Genomic DNA, 14,970 nt, shown 5'->3' with positions numbered 1-14,970 from the left:
AATTGATACAAAAGATGACCGGAAAATTAAAGATAGTTAATAAATTTGTTATTCTTTTTTCATTTTACTAATTTTATTAACTAGAGATAATTGACCAATGATAGACATTATAGAATTTAAAAAAAACTTAGGTTTGGGAGAGATTCCTGTAGAACTTGAGAAACTGATCTATTTCCAGAATACTATTTCCTCGTTTGGAAATTATTCACAAGATTTTGGTGTTTTAATCGATAGTAAGTCCGGATTGAAAAGCTGGAGTGATGATGAAATTTTTTTGAATAGTATGTTGCCTTTTGCTCAGGCAAATGGTTCCGGTTCATTCTATGCAATCTGGAATAACGGAACGGATCAGCCTTTAAATAAAATGCCAGTAGTTGTTTTTGGAGATGAAGGTGGTGTTCATATTGTTGCTGAAAATATTTTACAGCTTTTACATTTACTTACTTTTGATACTGAGATTTCAGTAGAGTTTGATGAAGCTTATTTTTATAAAGATGAAGATGATTATGAAGAGAGTGAAGATTTAAGCAAATATTTGACTTGGATGAAAGGAGATTATGGCTTAAGCCAGATCGAAGAACCTGATTTACTGATTAAAAACGCTCAGGCTCAATATAAAGAAAGTTTCGATCAATGGTTTGGGCAATATTTTACAGATAATTAATTCTTGTATTAATAGTTTTCTTGCATAAGATTTTAATAAAGTCTATGAAAAACAAAAAAGACTCACAAAGATTGTGAGCCTTTAAGTGTTCATGGCAGGATTATTATTGAACACTTTTATGGCTAAGGTGATACCGTTAGTTTGCTTAATTGCTTGATTTTTTTCTTGCTATTTAATCTCAATTCAATTTTCCAGATCAAAGCTTGATATCGTATGAAAAGCATCTGCTTCTTTATTTTTTTCTCCTTGAAAAGTATCATAATTAACTACTAATAATTTCCCTTTATAGATAATAGTTTCACAAGGATTATCCAGTTTCCCATCGGAACCGTCTGCATTATCATTTTCCCAAATCAGCGAAATTGTATTGGTATCTAAGTTGAGCTGATGTACACTGTTGTTCTCATAATTGGCAATAAAAATCGAATTTCTTTTTTCGTCATAAAAAAAACCGTCACAGCATTTTAACTGATCTGAATCGAAAACTATTGTATTCGATTTTACTTTTCCATCCTTGTCAAATTCTAGTTTATTAATAACACCATCTCCAAAATTTCCTGCATACAAATTTCCTTTTTTATCAAAAGCAATCCCGTCAATTCCTATCGTTCTTTTCGTAACTTCTGGTTTTAAAGTAAAAGTTGCAATGATATAATTTTTCTTATTGGCTGCATTTAAAATGATGTTTTTAGAATTTAATTGTTCCAATGAAAAACTGTAAATTCCGCTTTCTCTTCTGTTTTCAAATAAAGCATCTGTTATATAAACCCGGTTTTTATGCCATCTTACAGCTTCTCCGAAATTAAATCCTTCAACCAAAACTTCAGCATTTAAAGGTTTTCCTTTTTTTACATTAATCCGAATCAATCTTGAAAAATTTTCATTTTCTGTAAAAAACTGATTATCCATTACGTATAGATTTCCATCGGGACCAAACTCCATTCCCATTGGATGTACTTTTTTAGTAATAGGATGCAATGGAAGTTGATCAAACCAAGTGACGGGTTTATCATTTTCATCAAAAGTTAGAATTTTGCTCCCGTGTTGATCAAATGTAATTGGATTTGTGATCGATAAAAATAGATTGCCTTTTTTATCTAAAGCCATTCCGTCTGGCGTTTGGCAGGTTTCTCCCAGATCAGCAAACAAGGTTGGCTTTATGAGTTTAGAAGTTTTGCTGTATACTATTTTTTGTTTGGCCACTTGCGAAAACAAGTTTAAGGTAGTCATTAGAAACAGAATACCAATTGCATTTTTAATTACTTTTTTCATTTCGTTTAGTTGGTTTAATCTTTTTTCGTTAAAAGGTTTTTTACATTACTTAACAGTGCTGCCGGTAGAATAATAAGTGTGATCATTTTTGTTATTTTAAGCGAATATAATCACGTCATTATGATCCTGTTTTAAGCACAGTTAAAGAACCAGTTAAAGCATTCAAATAATCGATTTTTAAATTTTATTGAATTCGTACGCTTAAATGCAGTTTTTAGAAGCTAAAACAGGTTATTCATATTAATTGAGGAACTTTATTTCTATATTTTGTTACTTTGCGTCAATTAAAATATATAATGAATTTTATCAAGAGAATTGACTTAAAAAGGACGGCGCTTCATTGCTTATACTGGATTTTCTTTTTGCTGTTTTTTTTCTCAAATAAATCTGATAATGAAGATTCTTATGCATTCATTTTTATTTATTCCTGTAAAATTTTAGCACAGGCCACCGTTGCTTACGGTTTGATATATTGGATTATTCCGGAAACATTAAATAAAAAAAGATATTTATTTTTCATAATTTCTGCCTTAGGCTGGCTTTATGTTGTTTTTGCTCTTTTAATAATTTTAAAATTTTATTATCTAGAACCCAGATTCCCAACTTTCTTCGATGATTGGATTGGGCATACAATGACGGTTCGTGAACGTCTTACTTCGGGCAAATTGATATTAAAAGAGTTTTCTTTTATCACATATCCCGTTATTATTTTAGGATTTATCAGTTTTAATCGCAAACAACAACGCCTTTTAAAATTGGAAGAAGAAAAAAGGTCAATAGAATTAAGAGTGCTGAAAAACCAACTGAACCCTCATTTCTTGTTCAATACTTTAAATAATCTATATACTTTAACCCTGAAAAAAGATGATAAGGCACCTGAGGTAATTGCTAAATTATCTGAGATTTTAGACTTTGTTTTATATCGCTGCAATGAAGATTATGTTTCTGTAGAAAAAGAAATTATACTGATTGAGAATTATATTGCTTTGGAAAAATTACGTTATGACGAAAAAAGATTGGATATTTTATTTACGAAAGATATTCAGGAAAGCAATAAAATTTCGCCTTTGATTGTATTGACTTTTATCGAAAATGCTTTTAAGCATGGTGTAGTTAATGAAACTGAAAAAGCAACAATCAGGCTGAATTTAGAAAGTAAAAAAGGACAAATTATTTTTAGTATTGAGAACACAAAACCTCAAAATGGATTTGCCCAAATTTCAGACAAATCTAAAATTGGCTTAGAAAACGTCCGGAAGCAATTGGATTTATTATATCCAAAAAAGTATCAATTGGAAATTGAAGAAACGCAGATGCTTTATACCGTTAAACTTTGTCTGAAAAATTAAAACGGGAAAGAAGTTTTACAAGACTGCCAATAGACCATTCAAAACGATTAAATTAGCTTTTAGAATTCCAAACTACTTATTTCGAATGAAACACAGATGTATTATTGTTGACGACGAACCTTTGGCAAGAGAATTAATTGCTTCTCATTTGGCGAATTTTGAAAGTTTTGAGTTAATAGATTCTTTTGAAAATGCATTAAAAGCATATTCCTTTTTAGAGCATAATTCTGTCGATTTAATCTTTTTAGATATTGAAATGCCTCTACTGAAAGGAAATGATTTCTTGAAAAAATTAAAAAATCCGCCTAAAGTAATTTTTACAACAGCTTACAGAGAATATGCAATTGAAGGGTATGAGCTTAATGTGATCGATTATCTTTTGAAACCCATTACTTTTGACCGTTTTTTTGTTTCAATAGAAAAATTTAAACAGTTTCAAACTCCAAAGAAAGAAATTGATGTGGGTTCTGAAAATCATATTTTTGTGACAAGCGGCAATAGGCATATTAAAATTATCTTTGATGAGATTATGTATATCGAAAGCCTGAAAGATTACATCACTATTCATTTGGAAAGTGGAAAATCACATCATATAAAACAGAATATTTCGGTTTTTGAAAAATTATTGAATTCTGAATTTATTCGAATTCATCGTTCTTTTATTATTCATACAAAAAAAATGACTGCTTATACCAAGAACGAAATTGAGATAAACTCTATAGAAATTCCCATTGGAAGCAGTTACAAAGAAAATTGGCAGAATTATTTGGAAACAATTATTTCAAAATAAATAATAATCCAATCTTTAGCTTTTGAAGTAAAGCTTTTATTTTGTGAAATACTAATTATAATATTTCATATTGACAATTGGTTTATAATGATTTGTTAAAAACAAGTAGCCAGTTAAATTTCCTATACTTTTTTGATAAAATCCGACATCTTGTAATGCTTAATTGCTTTTTGTTTCAGAGGGTTTGTACTCCATTCTTCCCATTCACCAGTGTAAGGATTGTAGCCACATTTTAAAGGTTTGGAAGTATCTAATCCTTCCTTATTAGTATGATTTTGTTCAGTATAAGCTCTACAATCTGTACAGATATAACGAAATTCACAATCTTTGCAGACTTCTATACTATCTTTAGTTAAGTTCCAATATTTCTTAAATTCAGGATGACTTAAAGCATTTTCTAATGTTGTATCTCTTATGTTTCCAAAATTTTGAAACATTGAAGGGCAGTTTTTAATGTTACCTTCTATATCTACTGCTATTTTTTTGTGAAGACAGGAATTATGCTGCTTTGCTTCAAGATAAGAGTTACGATTAAGATTGATATTTTTTAAATCAATCAATCCACAACTTAAAGGGATATTAATTTTATTTTTAATGATATTTAGATGGACGTGATCTAAAGTTTGAAAATCTTGTTCATTCGATGAATGCAATATAAAATGAAGAAATTTATTTGAAATTTTATAGTGATTCTCATTGATAAACGTGACCAATTTTAAGTCATAATTTACAACAACTGATACTTCGTTAATACTGGAATCATTAAACAAATATAAGTTAGAAATTACTTTTATTATATCATTTAATTCCAGTTCTGAAAATCTGATTTGTAGATATTTAATTTTCAAATCATAAATCTGTTGTACTATCACATCATTTAAGGCACCAGAATTGTTGACATCTAAAATCAAATAGTTAACATGAGAAGGAGTTTCTTTAAATTCTGATGTATTCTGAAAAGTTGATAATTCTTTCTTAGAATTTAGAATAACCCCTAATTTATTATCTAGGATGAAATTAAGGTACTCTTCTAAAGTTTGTAAACTCTCATTATCTAATTGTTTTTTTAATACAGAATAGTTTTGATGTTCATTTGATAGTAAATCAAAAAAAGCAATCGGAATGAATTGTAAAAATCCAGTACTTGCATCTAAGATAATAGAATTTTTAGCACCTCTAGTAATTTTAACCGAATCAAATAGTTTTAAAAACATGCTTAATACAAAAGGGAATAATGTTTTTGTGAACGAAAAATTTTTGTTTTTCTAGTTTTTTTATCTTTATTTTCGGAATATTTAACCTGAGATATACTGTTACTTTTCTTCCATTCTTGTAGACAATATTCAATTCCTTTTAGGTGTAATTCTTTTTTTCTTTCATAATAAATCTGCTATATATTTTTCAATCAGATAGTTTCCATAATAACTGACTTGGTGAAACTGCCCTAATGGATTCACTTCTAAAAAATAGTAATCATCATCGGACTTTATCAAATCAACCGTTCCACACTTCAAGCTCAGGTTCTTTGCTAATTTTAAAATTTTCTTTTTCAGTTCCGATGGAAGCACAAGAGGAAGATATCTTTTATCTTTCTCCCTTATGTTCCTAATATCAACATTGTCTGAAAAATCAAATGTAGCAATTGCCCAAATCTGCTTTTCAAAAAAAAATGCCCTTATTTCATAAAGACAATCAATCTTTCTTTGGATTAATGAAGGTATAATACTTTCTTTTTTATCATGAGTATTATTAATGTCTATTTCATGTGTGTAATTCAGATACAAGTCATTTTCAACGACAATAGGCTTCATTTCAGAGACTGCTTTTGTAATATAAGGCTGAGACATATCAATCTGTTCCAAATCATTCAATTCTGATAAAATGTAAGTATCGGGAATTTTTAAGCCTAAAGATTTTGCTAAAAGTAAAACTTCTAATTTATTAACTTCTTTGGTAAGGAGGTTTCCAAATATACTAACTCCATTTACCTTGAAATAATAGTAGATAAACTCCGATATAGATTTAAGTTCCGAATTATAAAAATCAACTAAATTACTATCTATTTCCCCTGTTATTGTATCGTAATAAATCCCGCCATTTCTATAGAACACTGAACTGAAGTCTTCTAATTTATACTCAATGGCTCCAATAGAAATTTTAAAAATATCTTTTTTGAAATCAAAAAAAACTTTGTTGATATGTTGATTTTCACTTAAACGAACAAATTCTTTATTTTGATAAGACAACCACGTACATATTTCATCGGTCATAGTATCATTATCCACACTAATGAGCAGTATCATCCAACTTAATTAAGTTCTTTTTAAACATTTCAATATCATTGTTATTGTTAAAATTCCATCCTTCAATAACATTATTTGAGAACACATAGTCTTTATGATTTAGATAGAAAATACTTTTACGAATTTCATCTTCTGTGGATGACAAGCCTAGTTGCTTCCTCTTCTTATTAACTTCTTTTATTTTCTTAAGAGATATTTCCGTTCTGTTTTCTGGTAAAAAATCTTTACCAACATAACAGCAATCAATTTTCCCATCATTTGTAACAAATTGAGAAATTTTAAAATATGAATAATTATTAGTATTGTTACTTAAATCTAGTAGAAAACCTGCAATATCAGGTCTTATTTTACCTTCATTCAATGCTTTTATTATTTCACCAGAAAAGTTTACTCGTTGAGGACTATACAAATTACTCGCTAATTGATGCCAAATGATAAGGTAGAAATCATGAAAATAAATCCAACTTTTCATTTCTAACCCTATATTATATTCATTAGGAAATCCTTTTCTTTGGATAATTTTCAACAGATTAGTAGAAGTAATACTATCATTTTTAGTAAGTTCTTTCTTGTACGCTTGATAATTTCCTTTTGATAATTTCCTGTAATACTGGTCTAGATTAACTAAAGAATCTAAACTTTTCTTATAGTTTGAATTTATTGCATTTTGGCAGGGTGCTACTTTGTACTTTTCAATACTTTTAAAGTTATTTGTTGAAAAATCATCATCGAACTTTTTCCCTAAGCATTTTAAAGATTGAAAACATGCATAGGCTGTTTCTAAATCATTTATTTTTAAAGCAACTGTCATACTATTTTGCAAATCTTTAGCATGTGGATATTTAAATTCATTGAATGCCTCTTTGTATAAATTATTTGCTTGAAGTAAGTCATTATTGATAATCTTATTTTCTGCCTCATTAGTTAATTCATAATATCTTATAAGGCTTTTATCTTTTAACTCTAAAGCTTGAGACTTACATAATATAGCCAGGAATAGGAAAATGTATGATATTGATTGTTTCATATAATAATTAAATAAAGAGAATTTCAAAAAGTCTTGCTAGTCTTGTGAGAGTCTTCTAAATCCAACCGACTCTCTTAAGAGAAATACGGATTAAATTGCTAGAACTAAAAAAGGCTGACCTTTTTGGGCAGCCTCTTAAAAATGTTTTTTTAACACGATTTGTCAGGAACATTATTAACATTAACATATTTATAACTTCCATCGGAATAAAAAGCATCACTTGAATAAGACAGACACTGCCCATTATAACACATCTCTCCAGCACCAGTTGCTTGAACCCCAAGGTCAAAAGAAGGCAATGCAGGACCTCCTTGTCCTCCTAAAACTGTTGATAATTTCTCGTTTTGAAGTTGAAAACTTCCTAATTTTTGTAATGATTTTGTTTTCATCAAATAAATTTTAAAATGTTAATAATTATTTATTATATTCATTGTATATTGAGTTATTTGGTAATGAATATTATAGCAAATAAATGCATTTATTGAAACAAAATCAAATTTTATTGGATTTTTTAATAATTATAATTTTCAAGATTGTTTAATGTATTAATATAAAATGATTATAAAAGCTCACATTTTATATGAAAGTGAATATTGTCAATATTTTATCAATTAATTAACTTTTTTTTAATTTAAGTTTTAAATATTTATCTTTTTTATTTCGAAACTCATATTATGAAAAAAAATCTATTTAATCCAGAATATTTAGAACTGATTTCAGGGTAGGCTTATATATTTTAAGAAAAGTAGTGTGCGTTTTTCAAGATAAACGATTGACAATAATATTCAAAATAGGAAATAACAAGAGTTTATTAAATTTATCAGGAAGATGGTATGATGAAAATTTTGGTATTGGCCAGAATATCAAAGCTTTTTGCGTAGTCCACAAGTTTTGATACTAATCCATTAAAATGCACAAAAAAATTATACGTTTAGATCATACAATTCAGCTATATAATAACAAAAAACCTCACAATAAAAATTGTGAGGTTTTTGTGAGCGCGAAAGGATTCGAACCTTTGACCGTCTGCTTAGAAGGCAGATGCTCTATCCAGCTGAGCTACGCACCCATTGAGTAGTTTTGAGAAAACTACTAAAACAGTCGGGGCGGCAGGATTCGAACCTGCGACCTCCTGGTCCCAAACCAGGCGCGATGACCGGACTACGCTACGCCCCGAATATATAAGTGAGCGGAGGGTAAGGGATTCGAACCCTTGCGACACTTTCGCGTCGACAGTTTAGCAAACTGCTCCATTAACCACTCTGGCAACCCTCCTTTTTGTTTATTTTTTAATGATCGTTGTTCCGTTATTGCGAGTGCAAATATAGAATAGATTTCTTTATTTACCAAATAAAATTCAAGAAAAATTTGTGTATTTTTGAAGTAATAAATCATCCAAAAACCAAACTGATGCGTAAAACATTATATATCATCGGATTAAGCACTTTTGTTTTTTCATGTACTTCTCAACAAAATGTAAAAAAAAATACTTACAAACCGAAAACCCCGATAACACAGGCGAAACCGACTGTTCAGACAACAGCTCCGGTTGCTCCAAAACCAAAAGTTGTCTCTGATCATGGAGTAGATTTTTTTACTACTAATATAGCAGACCCAACAAAAAATGATAATACGGTAAGTTATGGTTCTATTGTATCTGCAAAACCAGCTGGATATAAAGTCGTGAAGACTTATTTTCCTGCGGTTGCCCAGAACTTCAGACAGCGTTATTTGATATTACATTATACAGCACTTCTGGACGATAAGTCGATTACCGTTCTTACCCAGCAGGCGGTGAGTGCTCATTATCTGGTAAATAATACCGGAGATAACGAGATTTATCAACTGGTAGACGAAAACAAACGCGCATACCATGCAGGAGTAAGCGCCTGGAGAAATGACAAGAATCTTAATGATACCTCTATCGGGATTGAAATTGTAAATATGGGCTATACCACAGATGCTACGGGAAAAAGAACCTTTGCTCCTTTCAGTGATGAGCAGGTGAAAAAAGTAGCAGCATTGGTTAAAGATATTGTGACAAGATATCAGATTCAGGCAACCAACGTATTGGCTCATTCAGATATTGCTCCTACAAGAAAACAGGATCCTGGGCCAATGTTCCCATGGAAAAAGCTGTATGACGAGTATCAGGTCGGAATGTGGTATGATGAGGCAGCCAAGCAGACTTATCTTGAGCCGGCACAAGCTGATATTACGGCCAGATATAATGATTCAAGCTTTATCTTCCTTATTCAGACTGGATTGCAGAAATTTGGATATGGATTGGATCTTAGTGGGAAATGGGATGATGCTACTAAGAAAACCATTGAAGCATTCCAGTACCATTTCCGTCCACAGAATTATGACGGAATCATGGATGCCGAAACATGGGCAATACTGCAAGCTTTAAATCAAAAATATCCAGTAAAATAATTCAAATTAAAGCGCATCGGTTAGATGCGTTTTTGCTATCTTTAAACGATCAAAAACAGTAAAATATCTGTAATGGAAAATTTCAGAAAAGAAAGTGATCTATTAGGCGAACTGAATGTGCCTTTAGATGCTTATTATGGGGTTCAGACACAAAGAGCTATCGACAATTTTAAAATTTCAGGACAACTTTTGTCTTCGTATCCGGACTTCATAAAAGGGCTGGCTTTTGTAAAGAAAGCAGCAGCAAAAACCAATTATGAACTAGGACTTTTAGACGAAAACCTGTATTTCAAAATAGCAGAAGCGTGTGATGAAATTGTAGAAGGGAAATATCATGACCAGTTTCCGGTAGATATGATCCAAGGTGGGGCAGGAACTTCCATCAACATGAATGCGAATGAAGTGATTGCAAACATCGTGTTGGAAAAATTAGGTAAAAATAAAGGAGAATACGAATTCTGTTCACCGAATGACCATATCAACCTTTCCCAGTCAACCAACGATGCTTATCCTACGGCTATCAAAATGGGATTGCTGCAGATGAACATCGGCTTGGTAGAAAAGCTTGAGAAAATTATCGCAGCTTTCCGTGCAAAAGGAGAAGAGTTTCATGATGTTATCAAAATGGGACGTACGCAGCTTCAGGATGCAGTACCCATGACATTGGGACAGGAATTTGAAGCCTATGCAGCTACTTTAGAAGAAGATATTTCTAAGCTGAATAACAATGCAGACCTTTTCGTAGAAGTGAATATGGGAGCAACAGCGATCGGAACAGGATTAAACGCTCCGGTAGGATATGCTGTTCTTTGTGCTAAAAATTTAGCTCAGATTACAGGATTTCCGATTGTTTCAGCTCCGAACTTAGTGGAAGCAACGCCAGATACGGGGTCGTATGTAATTTACTCTTCAGCAACGAAACGTCTTGCCGTGAAATTATCAAAAATCTGTAATGATTTAAGATTGCTTTCATCAGGTCCAAGAGCGGGTCTTTTTGAAATCAACCTTCCGCCAATGCAGCCGGGATCTTCTATTATGCCAGGTAAAGTAAATCCGGTAATCCCTGAAGTGGTAAACCAGGTTTGCTTCAAAGTATTCGGGAACGATCTTACGGTGACTTTTGCAGCAGAAGCAGGACAATTACAGCTTAACGTAATGGAACCGGTACTTTCTCATGCCATCATGGAAAATATCAGCTTCCTTTGCAATGCTTTGGATACTCTTCGTGAGAAATGTGTGGTAGGTATTACAGCCAATAAAGAAATTTGCCTTAATATGGTAAAACACAGTATTGGTATTGTGACAGCATTGAATCCTTATATCGGATACAAACAGTCTACACAAATTGCTAAAGAAGCATTGGAAACAGGAAAAAGTGTATACAACCTTGTTCTTGAAAAAGGAATTCTTTCCCAGGAAAAACTGGACGAAATCCTTGATCCGAAAAATATGCTGAAACCGCATAATAAATAGTAAAAAAACAATAAGTGGTAAATGATTCAATAAATGGTCATTTATCACTTATTATTCATCATTTATACCATAATTCGTGAGGTTTTTAATCATAATTCCTGCCCATAACGAAGAAGACAACCTCTCCTTTACTCTCGATTCTTTACAACAGCAAAGCAGCAAAGATTTTAGAGTAGTGGTAGTGAATGACGGTTCTACAGACAAAACGGCTGAAATTATCAGGAAATATACAGAAACTGATTCCCGTTTTGAAACCGTTACCCTTCAAAAATCTGAGCATCAACCCGGATCTAAAGTCGTTCATGCTTTTAAAAGTGGACTGAAGACTCAATCTATGGATGAATTTGATATTATCTGTAAATTTGATGCCGATATCATTCTTCCGGAAAACTACCTGACAGCAATAGAAAATGCCTTTGCAGGGAATCCCAGATACGGATTGGTAGGAGGGCTTTTGTATATAGAAAAAGACGGAAACTGGGTCTATGAAGGGAATTCCAACAAGCACCATGTAAGAGGTCCTATGAAAGCTTATCGGAAAGAATGTTTCATTCATATTGGAGGCTTAAGAGAGACACTGGGTTGGGATAATATAGATTCTATACTATTGGAAAACTTAGGATGGAAAGAAGTTGTTCTTGCGGAACTTCAGGTGAAACTGATTAAAGTAAAAGGAGCTGATTACACAATACGGCCTGCAGATTACTATGGCAGATACTTTTATTTCTTAGGACTCAACAGGTTTCTCGCTTATATAGCTTCTTCAAAGGAAGCGATGAAAAGCAAATCTGCCGGTTTTTTCTTTGATATTATTAAATCTTATGAAAACTGCAGATCAAAGAAATTGGAACTGAAAATTACGAAAGAAGAACAAAAAGCTATTAACGATCAACGTTGGAGAATGTTGAAGAAGAAATGGCTTAAGATGTAGAAGGTAAATTATTTTGTTCGTTGACCATATGTATCAATAGGAATGGACTTTAGCCCATTTAACAAAAAAATAAAAACTCGATTGGCTTTAGCCAAAACTTATACAATAGAAATTTAATTACCGTTTAACCATTGAAAAAAATAGCTTACATAGAAATAGACACCCACGCAGAAATTGCTCAGGCTTTCATGGATGTTATGAAGGGATCTCAGGATTTTGAGGTAGACTATTATTTTTCAAAAAAAATCAAAGACCAGATCAAGCATAGCAATAAAGCTATATTCTTATCGGACAGCTCTATGATTTTGGATCAGTTAAGGGGAAAAGGGTATGATTTGGTTGTTATAGGTACTGTACATCGTTATTTTAATACCTTTTTAGCGGTAACAAAAAAGTACAATACAGCAATTATTACGCATAATCTCAATTTTACAAAAGCTTCAAAGCTGGATCTGATGAAAAGTATCTTCAAAGGAGATATTATTTTCAGGTTAAAATTGTGGATGAAAGAAGGATTATTCTACAAAACTAAAGTGTATCAGACCTCCAGATCTCTTTTCGTACTGGATGAAGCACTGATCTCGGAGAGACATCGGTTTTTACCTCTGTTTTATACAAGAGATTTTGATAAAACTAAGAACGAGGATCTGGTTATTGTCATTCCCGGAGGTGTTTCTCAGAATAGAAGAGATTATACTTATATTTTTGAAACCATTCAGAATCTGAAAACAGATAAACGTTGTCAGTTGGTGTTCCTGGGAAAAGCTAGCGGACATGAGTTAAAACGACTTGAACAGTTGTCTGAAAAGCTGCCTGAAAATATAGAGATTACGTATTTTTCCGAAAGAGTTTCTTCTGAAGACTTTGAAAAATGGATGAAGAAAGCGGATGTTCTATGGTGTCCTATTCAGCAGGAAACAGAGTTTTTCAGCATGAAAGAAACGTATGGACTCACTAAAATGACCGGAAATCTTGGTGATGCCGTAGCATACGGGAAATTGGCTGTTTTTCCTAAGAATTATCCGTCAAAACTTGATTTTATCATTCCTGAAAAAGGAAATATTCTTGATCAATTAACAGCACTTTCAGAAGCTCCATTTGACTTTTATAAAACGTATAGCAAGAAAGAAGTTCAGAAAAAACTGGAACAGTTTTTAAACGGCCTAATGTAACTATTTGATTCCTATAGAGGAATAGCATTCTCTCTTTTTTACTTCAATCTATTTGATCTTAAAGACACTTTTAATAAATTTCATATTCAGATAGTCTTCAACCGGGAAAATCTTGGTGAAATAATTTCCGATATAGATCAGTAACAGAACTACAGCAGGCTTATAAATAAGATTGAGCAGATTGCTGCTGAAATTAGGAAGAACGATGGCTACAGTAATGGCTAAAGTACAGATGATGGAAACAAAAATCATTTCAATGCTCAAAGGTGAAACCTTAAATACAATATAATTGAAAACAATTTTCACTACGTTGTAAATGGTAAGAGAAATAGCTGTAGATAACGCAATCCCAATCAGTTTCAAATCTGTATTTTTAATGAAATAATAATTCAGTCCGATAGTCAGTCCGGCCAGCAAAAGCATGACCAGAATATTGAATCTGTAATATTTTGAAAGAGAGATAATGTTTCCGTTAAATCCAGTTGCCAGGTCTATTAATACGGCAGAACCCCAAATCCAGACTACGGGTTCATATTCTCTGAGCATGGTTCCGTTCTTTGGCATAAATTGCGTTAGATAAGGGAATCCGACCATGATGCAGGAGAATAAAACGGCTCCAAGAAAATATAGCGTTAAAGATGTTTTTTTATGAAATCTGTCCAATTCTATCATATCCCCATCTGCAAGAGTTTTGTTGATGATAGGTGCAGAAATATTAAACAATCCAAGCTGTGGAATAGAGATCAATGAAATCAGGGCGTATAAAACTGAGTAGATTCCTACTTCTTCCATACCCATGAATTCTCCGATCATAAAGCTGTTGATCGCCAGGTAATTTCCAAAAGTTCCCAGAAATCCGAAGAAGCTGTAATTGAAAAACTCTTTCCAGAAATTATTTTTCTTAAAATAATCCGTACTGAAATCCAGCTGAATCTTTTCAAGTTTGTTCGTGTAATAGATATAGCCCAAAAGCATCAACAAGAATATTCCAAAAAAGAAAGCGAATGCAATGTTCTGTGATGTCACAGCAGTCATATGCTGCGATAAAGCAAAGAAAAAGAGGCAGAAAGCTCCCAGGTTGGCTATTTTCGGAAATAAATTGTCGAAAATATTGGAAACCACAATTCTTTTATAATTGGAAGTGTATTTATTGAAAATGGTACAAAATGAAAGAATTAAAATCAACGGAAGAATCATTTCCTTAATCTTCCATGCTTCCGAATGCCTGAATTTCGGGTAAAAATAGGGAAGTATAAAAAATACAACCGTGAAAATAAGAAAGTTGATAAAAACAGTCAGCAGTGATAATGACAGCATATTCTGTTTTTTACCGTCTTTTTCTACGGTATGAAAAAATTTCACATTGGAATAGGAAATTCCCAGTACTACAAAAGGAACCAGCATCTCTGCAGTCGGAAGAATGTAGCGCAGCTTTCCATAAAATTCAAAATCATTCGGAAATATGAATATTGCGGAAACGGTGCCCAGCAAAAACCCAATATAACCGATAATGGAATATTTGAAGCCTTGTCTCGCTACTATACTCATAAAGT

At 32.1% G+C, this 14,970-nt stretch carries 13 protein-coding genes and 3 tRNA genes; 7 read left to right on the top strand and 9 right to left on the bottom strand.

The window, feature by feature from the left end; genetic code table 11:
- The first annotated feature begins 97 nt into the window (after positions 1-97).
- Entirely contained in the window at positions 98-664 is a 567-nt protein-coding gene (locus tag LF886_RS18965; RefSeq protein WP_152291275.1) for a hypothetical protein, read from the top strand.
- A gap of 183 nt (positions 665-847) precedes the next feature.
- On the opposite strand, the gene LF886_RS18960 is transcribed toward LF886_RS18965, so the two are convergent.
- Positions 848-1,936, bottom strand: a complete 1,089-nt coding sequence (locus LF886_RS18960) for a hypothetical protein (RefSeq protein WP_236851131.1) — start codon at positions 1,934-1,936, stop codon at positions 848-850.
- A gap of 296 nt (positions 1,937-2,232) precedes the next feature.
- On the opposite strand from LF886_RS18960, the gene LF886_RS18955 reads away from it, so the two are divergent.
- Both LF886_RS18955 and LF886_RS18950 read left to right on the top strand, forming a co-directional pair.
- The gene (locus tag LF886_RS18955) at positions 2,233-3,285 is read left to right on the top strand and encodes a sensor histidine kinase (RefSeq protein WP_236851130.1); all 1,053 of its coding nucleotides are present in this window, start codon (positions 2,233-2,235) and stop codon (positions 3,283-3,285) included.
- A 121-nt stretch (positions 3,286-3,406) separates the two neighbouring features.
- Positions 3,407-4,075 carry a LytR/AlgR family response regulator transcription factor gene (locus LF886_RS18950; protein ID WP_236851129.1) on the top strand — a complete coding sequence of 223 codons (669 nt, stop codon included), beginning with the start codon at positions 3,407-3,409 and terminating at the stop codon, positions 4,073-4,075.
- 122 nt (positions 4,076-4,197) lie between these two features.
- Here LF886_RS18950 and gwsS read toward each other — a convergent pair whose 3' ends face one another.
- From gwsS to LF886_RS18915, 7 genes are all read right to left on the bottom strand, one after another.
- Positions 4,198-5,289 (bottom strand): grasp-with-spasm system SPASM domain peptide maturase, encoded by a 1,092-nt coding sequence (gwsS, locus tag LF886_RS18945; protein ID WP_236851128.1) that lies wholly within the window; start codon positions 5,287-5,289, stop codon positions 4,198-4,200.
- 162 nt (positions 5,290-5,451) lie between these two features.
- The gene (locus LF886_RS18940) at positions 5,452-6,378 is read right to left on the bottom strand and encodes a hypothetical protein (protein WP_236851127.1); all 927 of its coding nucleotides are present in this window, start codon (positions 6,376-6,378) and stop codon (positions 5,452-5,454) included.
- Complete coding sequence (locus LF886_RS18935; protein ID WP_236851126.1) at positions 6,362-7,405, bottom strand: hypothetical protein; 1,044 nt, start codon at positions 7,403-7,405, stop codon at positions 6,362-6,364. Before LF886_RS18935 ends, LF886_RS18940 begins: the two co-directional genes overlap by 17 nt.
- Before the next feature lie 149 nt (positions 7,406-7,554).
- Positions 7,555-7,794 (bottom strand): hypothetical protein, encoded by a 240-nt coding sequence (locus tag LF886_RS18930; protein WP_236851125.1) that lies wholly within the window; start codon positions 7,792-7,794, stop codon positions 7,555-7,557.
- A gap of 606 nt (positions 7,795-8,400) precedes the next feature.
- A tRNA-Arg gene (locus LF886_RS18925) sits at positions 8,401-8,474 on the bottom strand.
- 32 nt (positions 8,475-8,506) lie between these two features.
- Positions 8,507-8,581, bottom strand: a tRNA-Pro gene (locus LF886_RS18920).
- A gap of 14 nt (positions 8,582-8,595) precedes the next feature.
- Positions 8,596-8,680 (bottom strand) — tRNA-Ser (locus LF886_RS18915).
- A 135-nt stretch (positions 8,681-8,815) separates the two neighbouring features.
- Between LF886_RS18915 and LF886_RS18910 the strand changes: the two genes are divergently transcribed.
- The 4 genes from LF886_RS18910 to LF886_RS18895 all read left to right on the top strand — a co-directional run bounded on the left by LF886_RS18910 (position 8,816) and on the right by LF886_RS18895 (position 13,417).
- Positions 8,816-9,841, top strand: coding sequence for an N-acetylmuramoyl-L-alanine amidase (locus tag LF886_RS18910; protein WP_236851124.1), 1,026 nt, complete (start codon positions 8,816-8,818; stop codon positions 9,839-9,841).
- A gap of 72 nt (positions 9,842-9,913) precedes the next feature.
- On the top strand, positions 9,914-11,314 hold the full coding sequence (aspA, locus tag LF886_RS18905; protein WP_236851123.1) for an aspartate ammonia-lyase: 1,401 nt from the start codon (positions 9,914-9,916) through the stop codon (positions 11,312-11,314).
- A gap of 76 nt (positions 11,315-11,390) precedes the next feature.
- On the top strand, positions 11,391-12,245 hold the full coding sequence (locus tag LF886_RS18900; RefSeq protein WP_236851122.1) for a glycosyltransferase: 855 nt from the start codon (positions 11,391-11,393) through the stop codon (positions 12,243-12,245).
- A gap of 131 nt (positions 12,246-12,376) precedes the next feature.
- Positions 12,377-13,417, top strand: a complete 1,041-nt coding sequence (locus LF886_RS18895; protein WP_236851121.1) for a hypothetical protein — start codon at positions 12,377-12,379, stop codon at positions 13,415-13,417.
- Between the two features lie 48 nt (positions 13,418-13,465).
- Here LF886_RS18895 and LF886_RS18890 read toward each other — a convergent pair whose 3' ends face one another.
- On the bottom strand, positions 13,466-14,965 hold the full coding sequence (locus LF886_RS18890; RefSeq protein WP_236851120.1) for a lipopolysaccharide biosynthesis protein: 1,500 nt from the start codon (positions 14,963-14,965) through the stop codon (positions 13,466-13,468).
- Positions 14,966-14,970 lie beyond the last annotated feature (5 nt).

The organism is Chryseobacterium sp. MEBOG07 (assembly GCF_021869745.1).
Lineage (GTDB): Bacteria > Bacteroidota > Bacteroidia > Flavobacteriales > Weeksellaceae > Chryseobacterium > Chryseobacterium viscerum.
This window is presented reverse-complemented; position numbering and strand designations above follow the sequence as displayed.

Coding starts and splice junctions, on each gene's coding strand:
- LF886_RS18935 (WP_236851126.1), bottom strand. CDS start 7,405: ATGAAACAATCAATATCATACATTTTCCTATTCCTGGCTATATTATGT.
- gwsS (WP_236851128.1), bottom strand. CDS start 5,289: ATGTTTTTAAAACTATTTGATTCGGTTAAAATTACTAGAGGTGCTAAA.
- aspA (WP_236851123.1), top strand. CDS start 9,914: ATGGAAAATTTCAGAAAAGAAAGTGATCTATTAGGCGAACTGAATGTG.
- LF886_RS18930 (WP_236851125.1), bottom strand. CDS start 7,794: ATGAAAACAAAATCATTACAAAAATTAGGAAGTTTTCAACTTCAAAAC.
- LF886_RS18910 (WP_236851124.1), top strand. CDS start 8,816: ATGCGTAAAACATTATATATCATCGGATTAAGCACTTTTGTTTTTTCA.
- LF886_RS18965 (WP_152291275.1), top strand. CDS start 98: ATGATAGACATTATAGAATTTAAAAAAAACTTAGGTTTGGGAGAGATT.
- LF886_RS18955 (WP_236851130.1), top strand. CDS start 2,233: ATGAATTTTATCAAGAGAATTGACTTAAAAAGGACGGCGCTTCATTGC.
- LF886_RS18940 (WP_236851127.1), bottom strand. CDS start 6,378: ATGATACTGCTCATTAGTGTGGATAATGATACTATGACCGATGAAATA.
- LF886_RS18890 (WP_236851120.1), bottom strand. CDS start 14,965: ATGAGTATAGTAGCGAGACAAGGCTTCAAATATTCCATTATCGGTTAT.
- LF886_RS18960 (WP_236851131.1), bottom strand. CDS start 1,936: ATGAAAAAAGTAATTAAAAATGCAATTGGTATTCTGTTTCTAATGACT.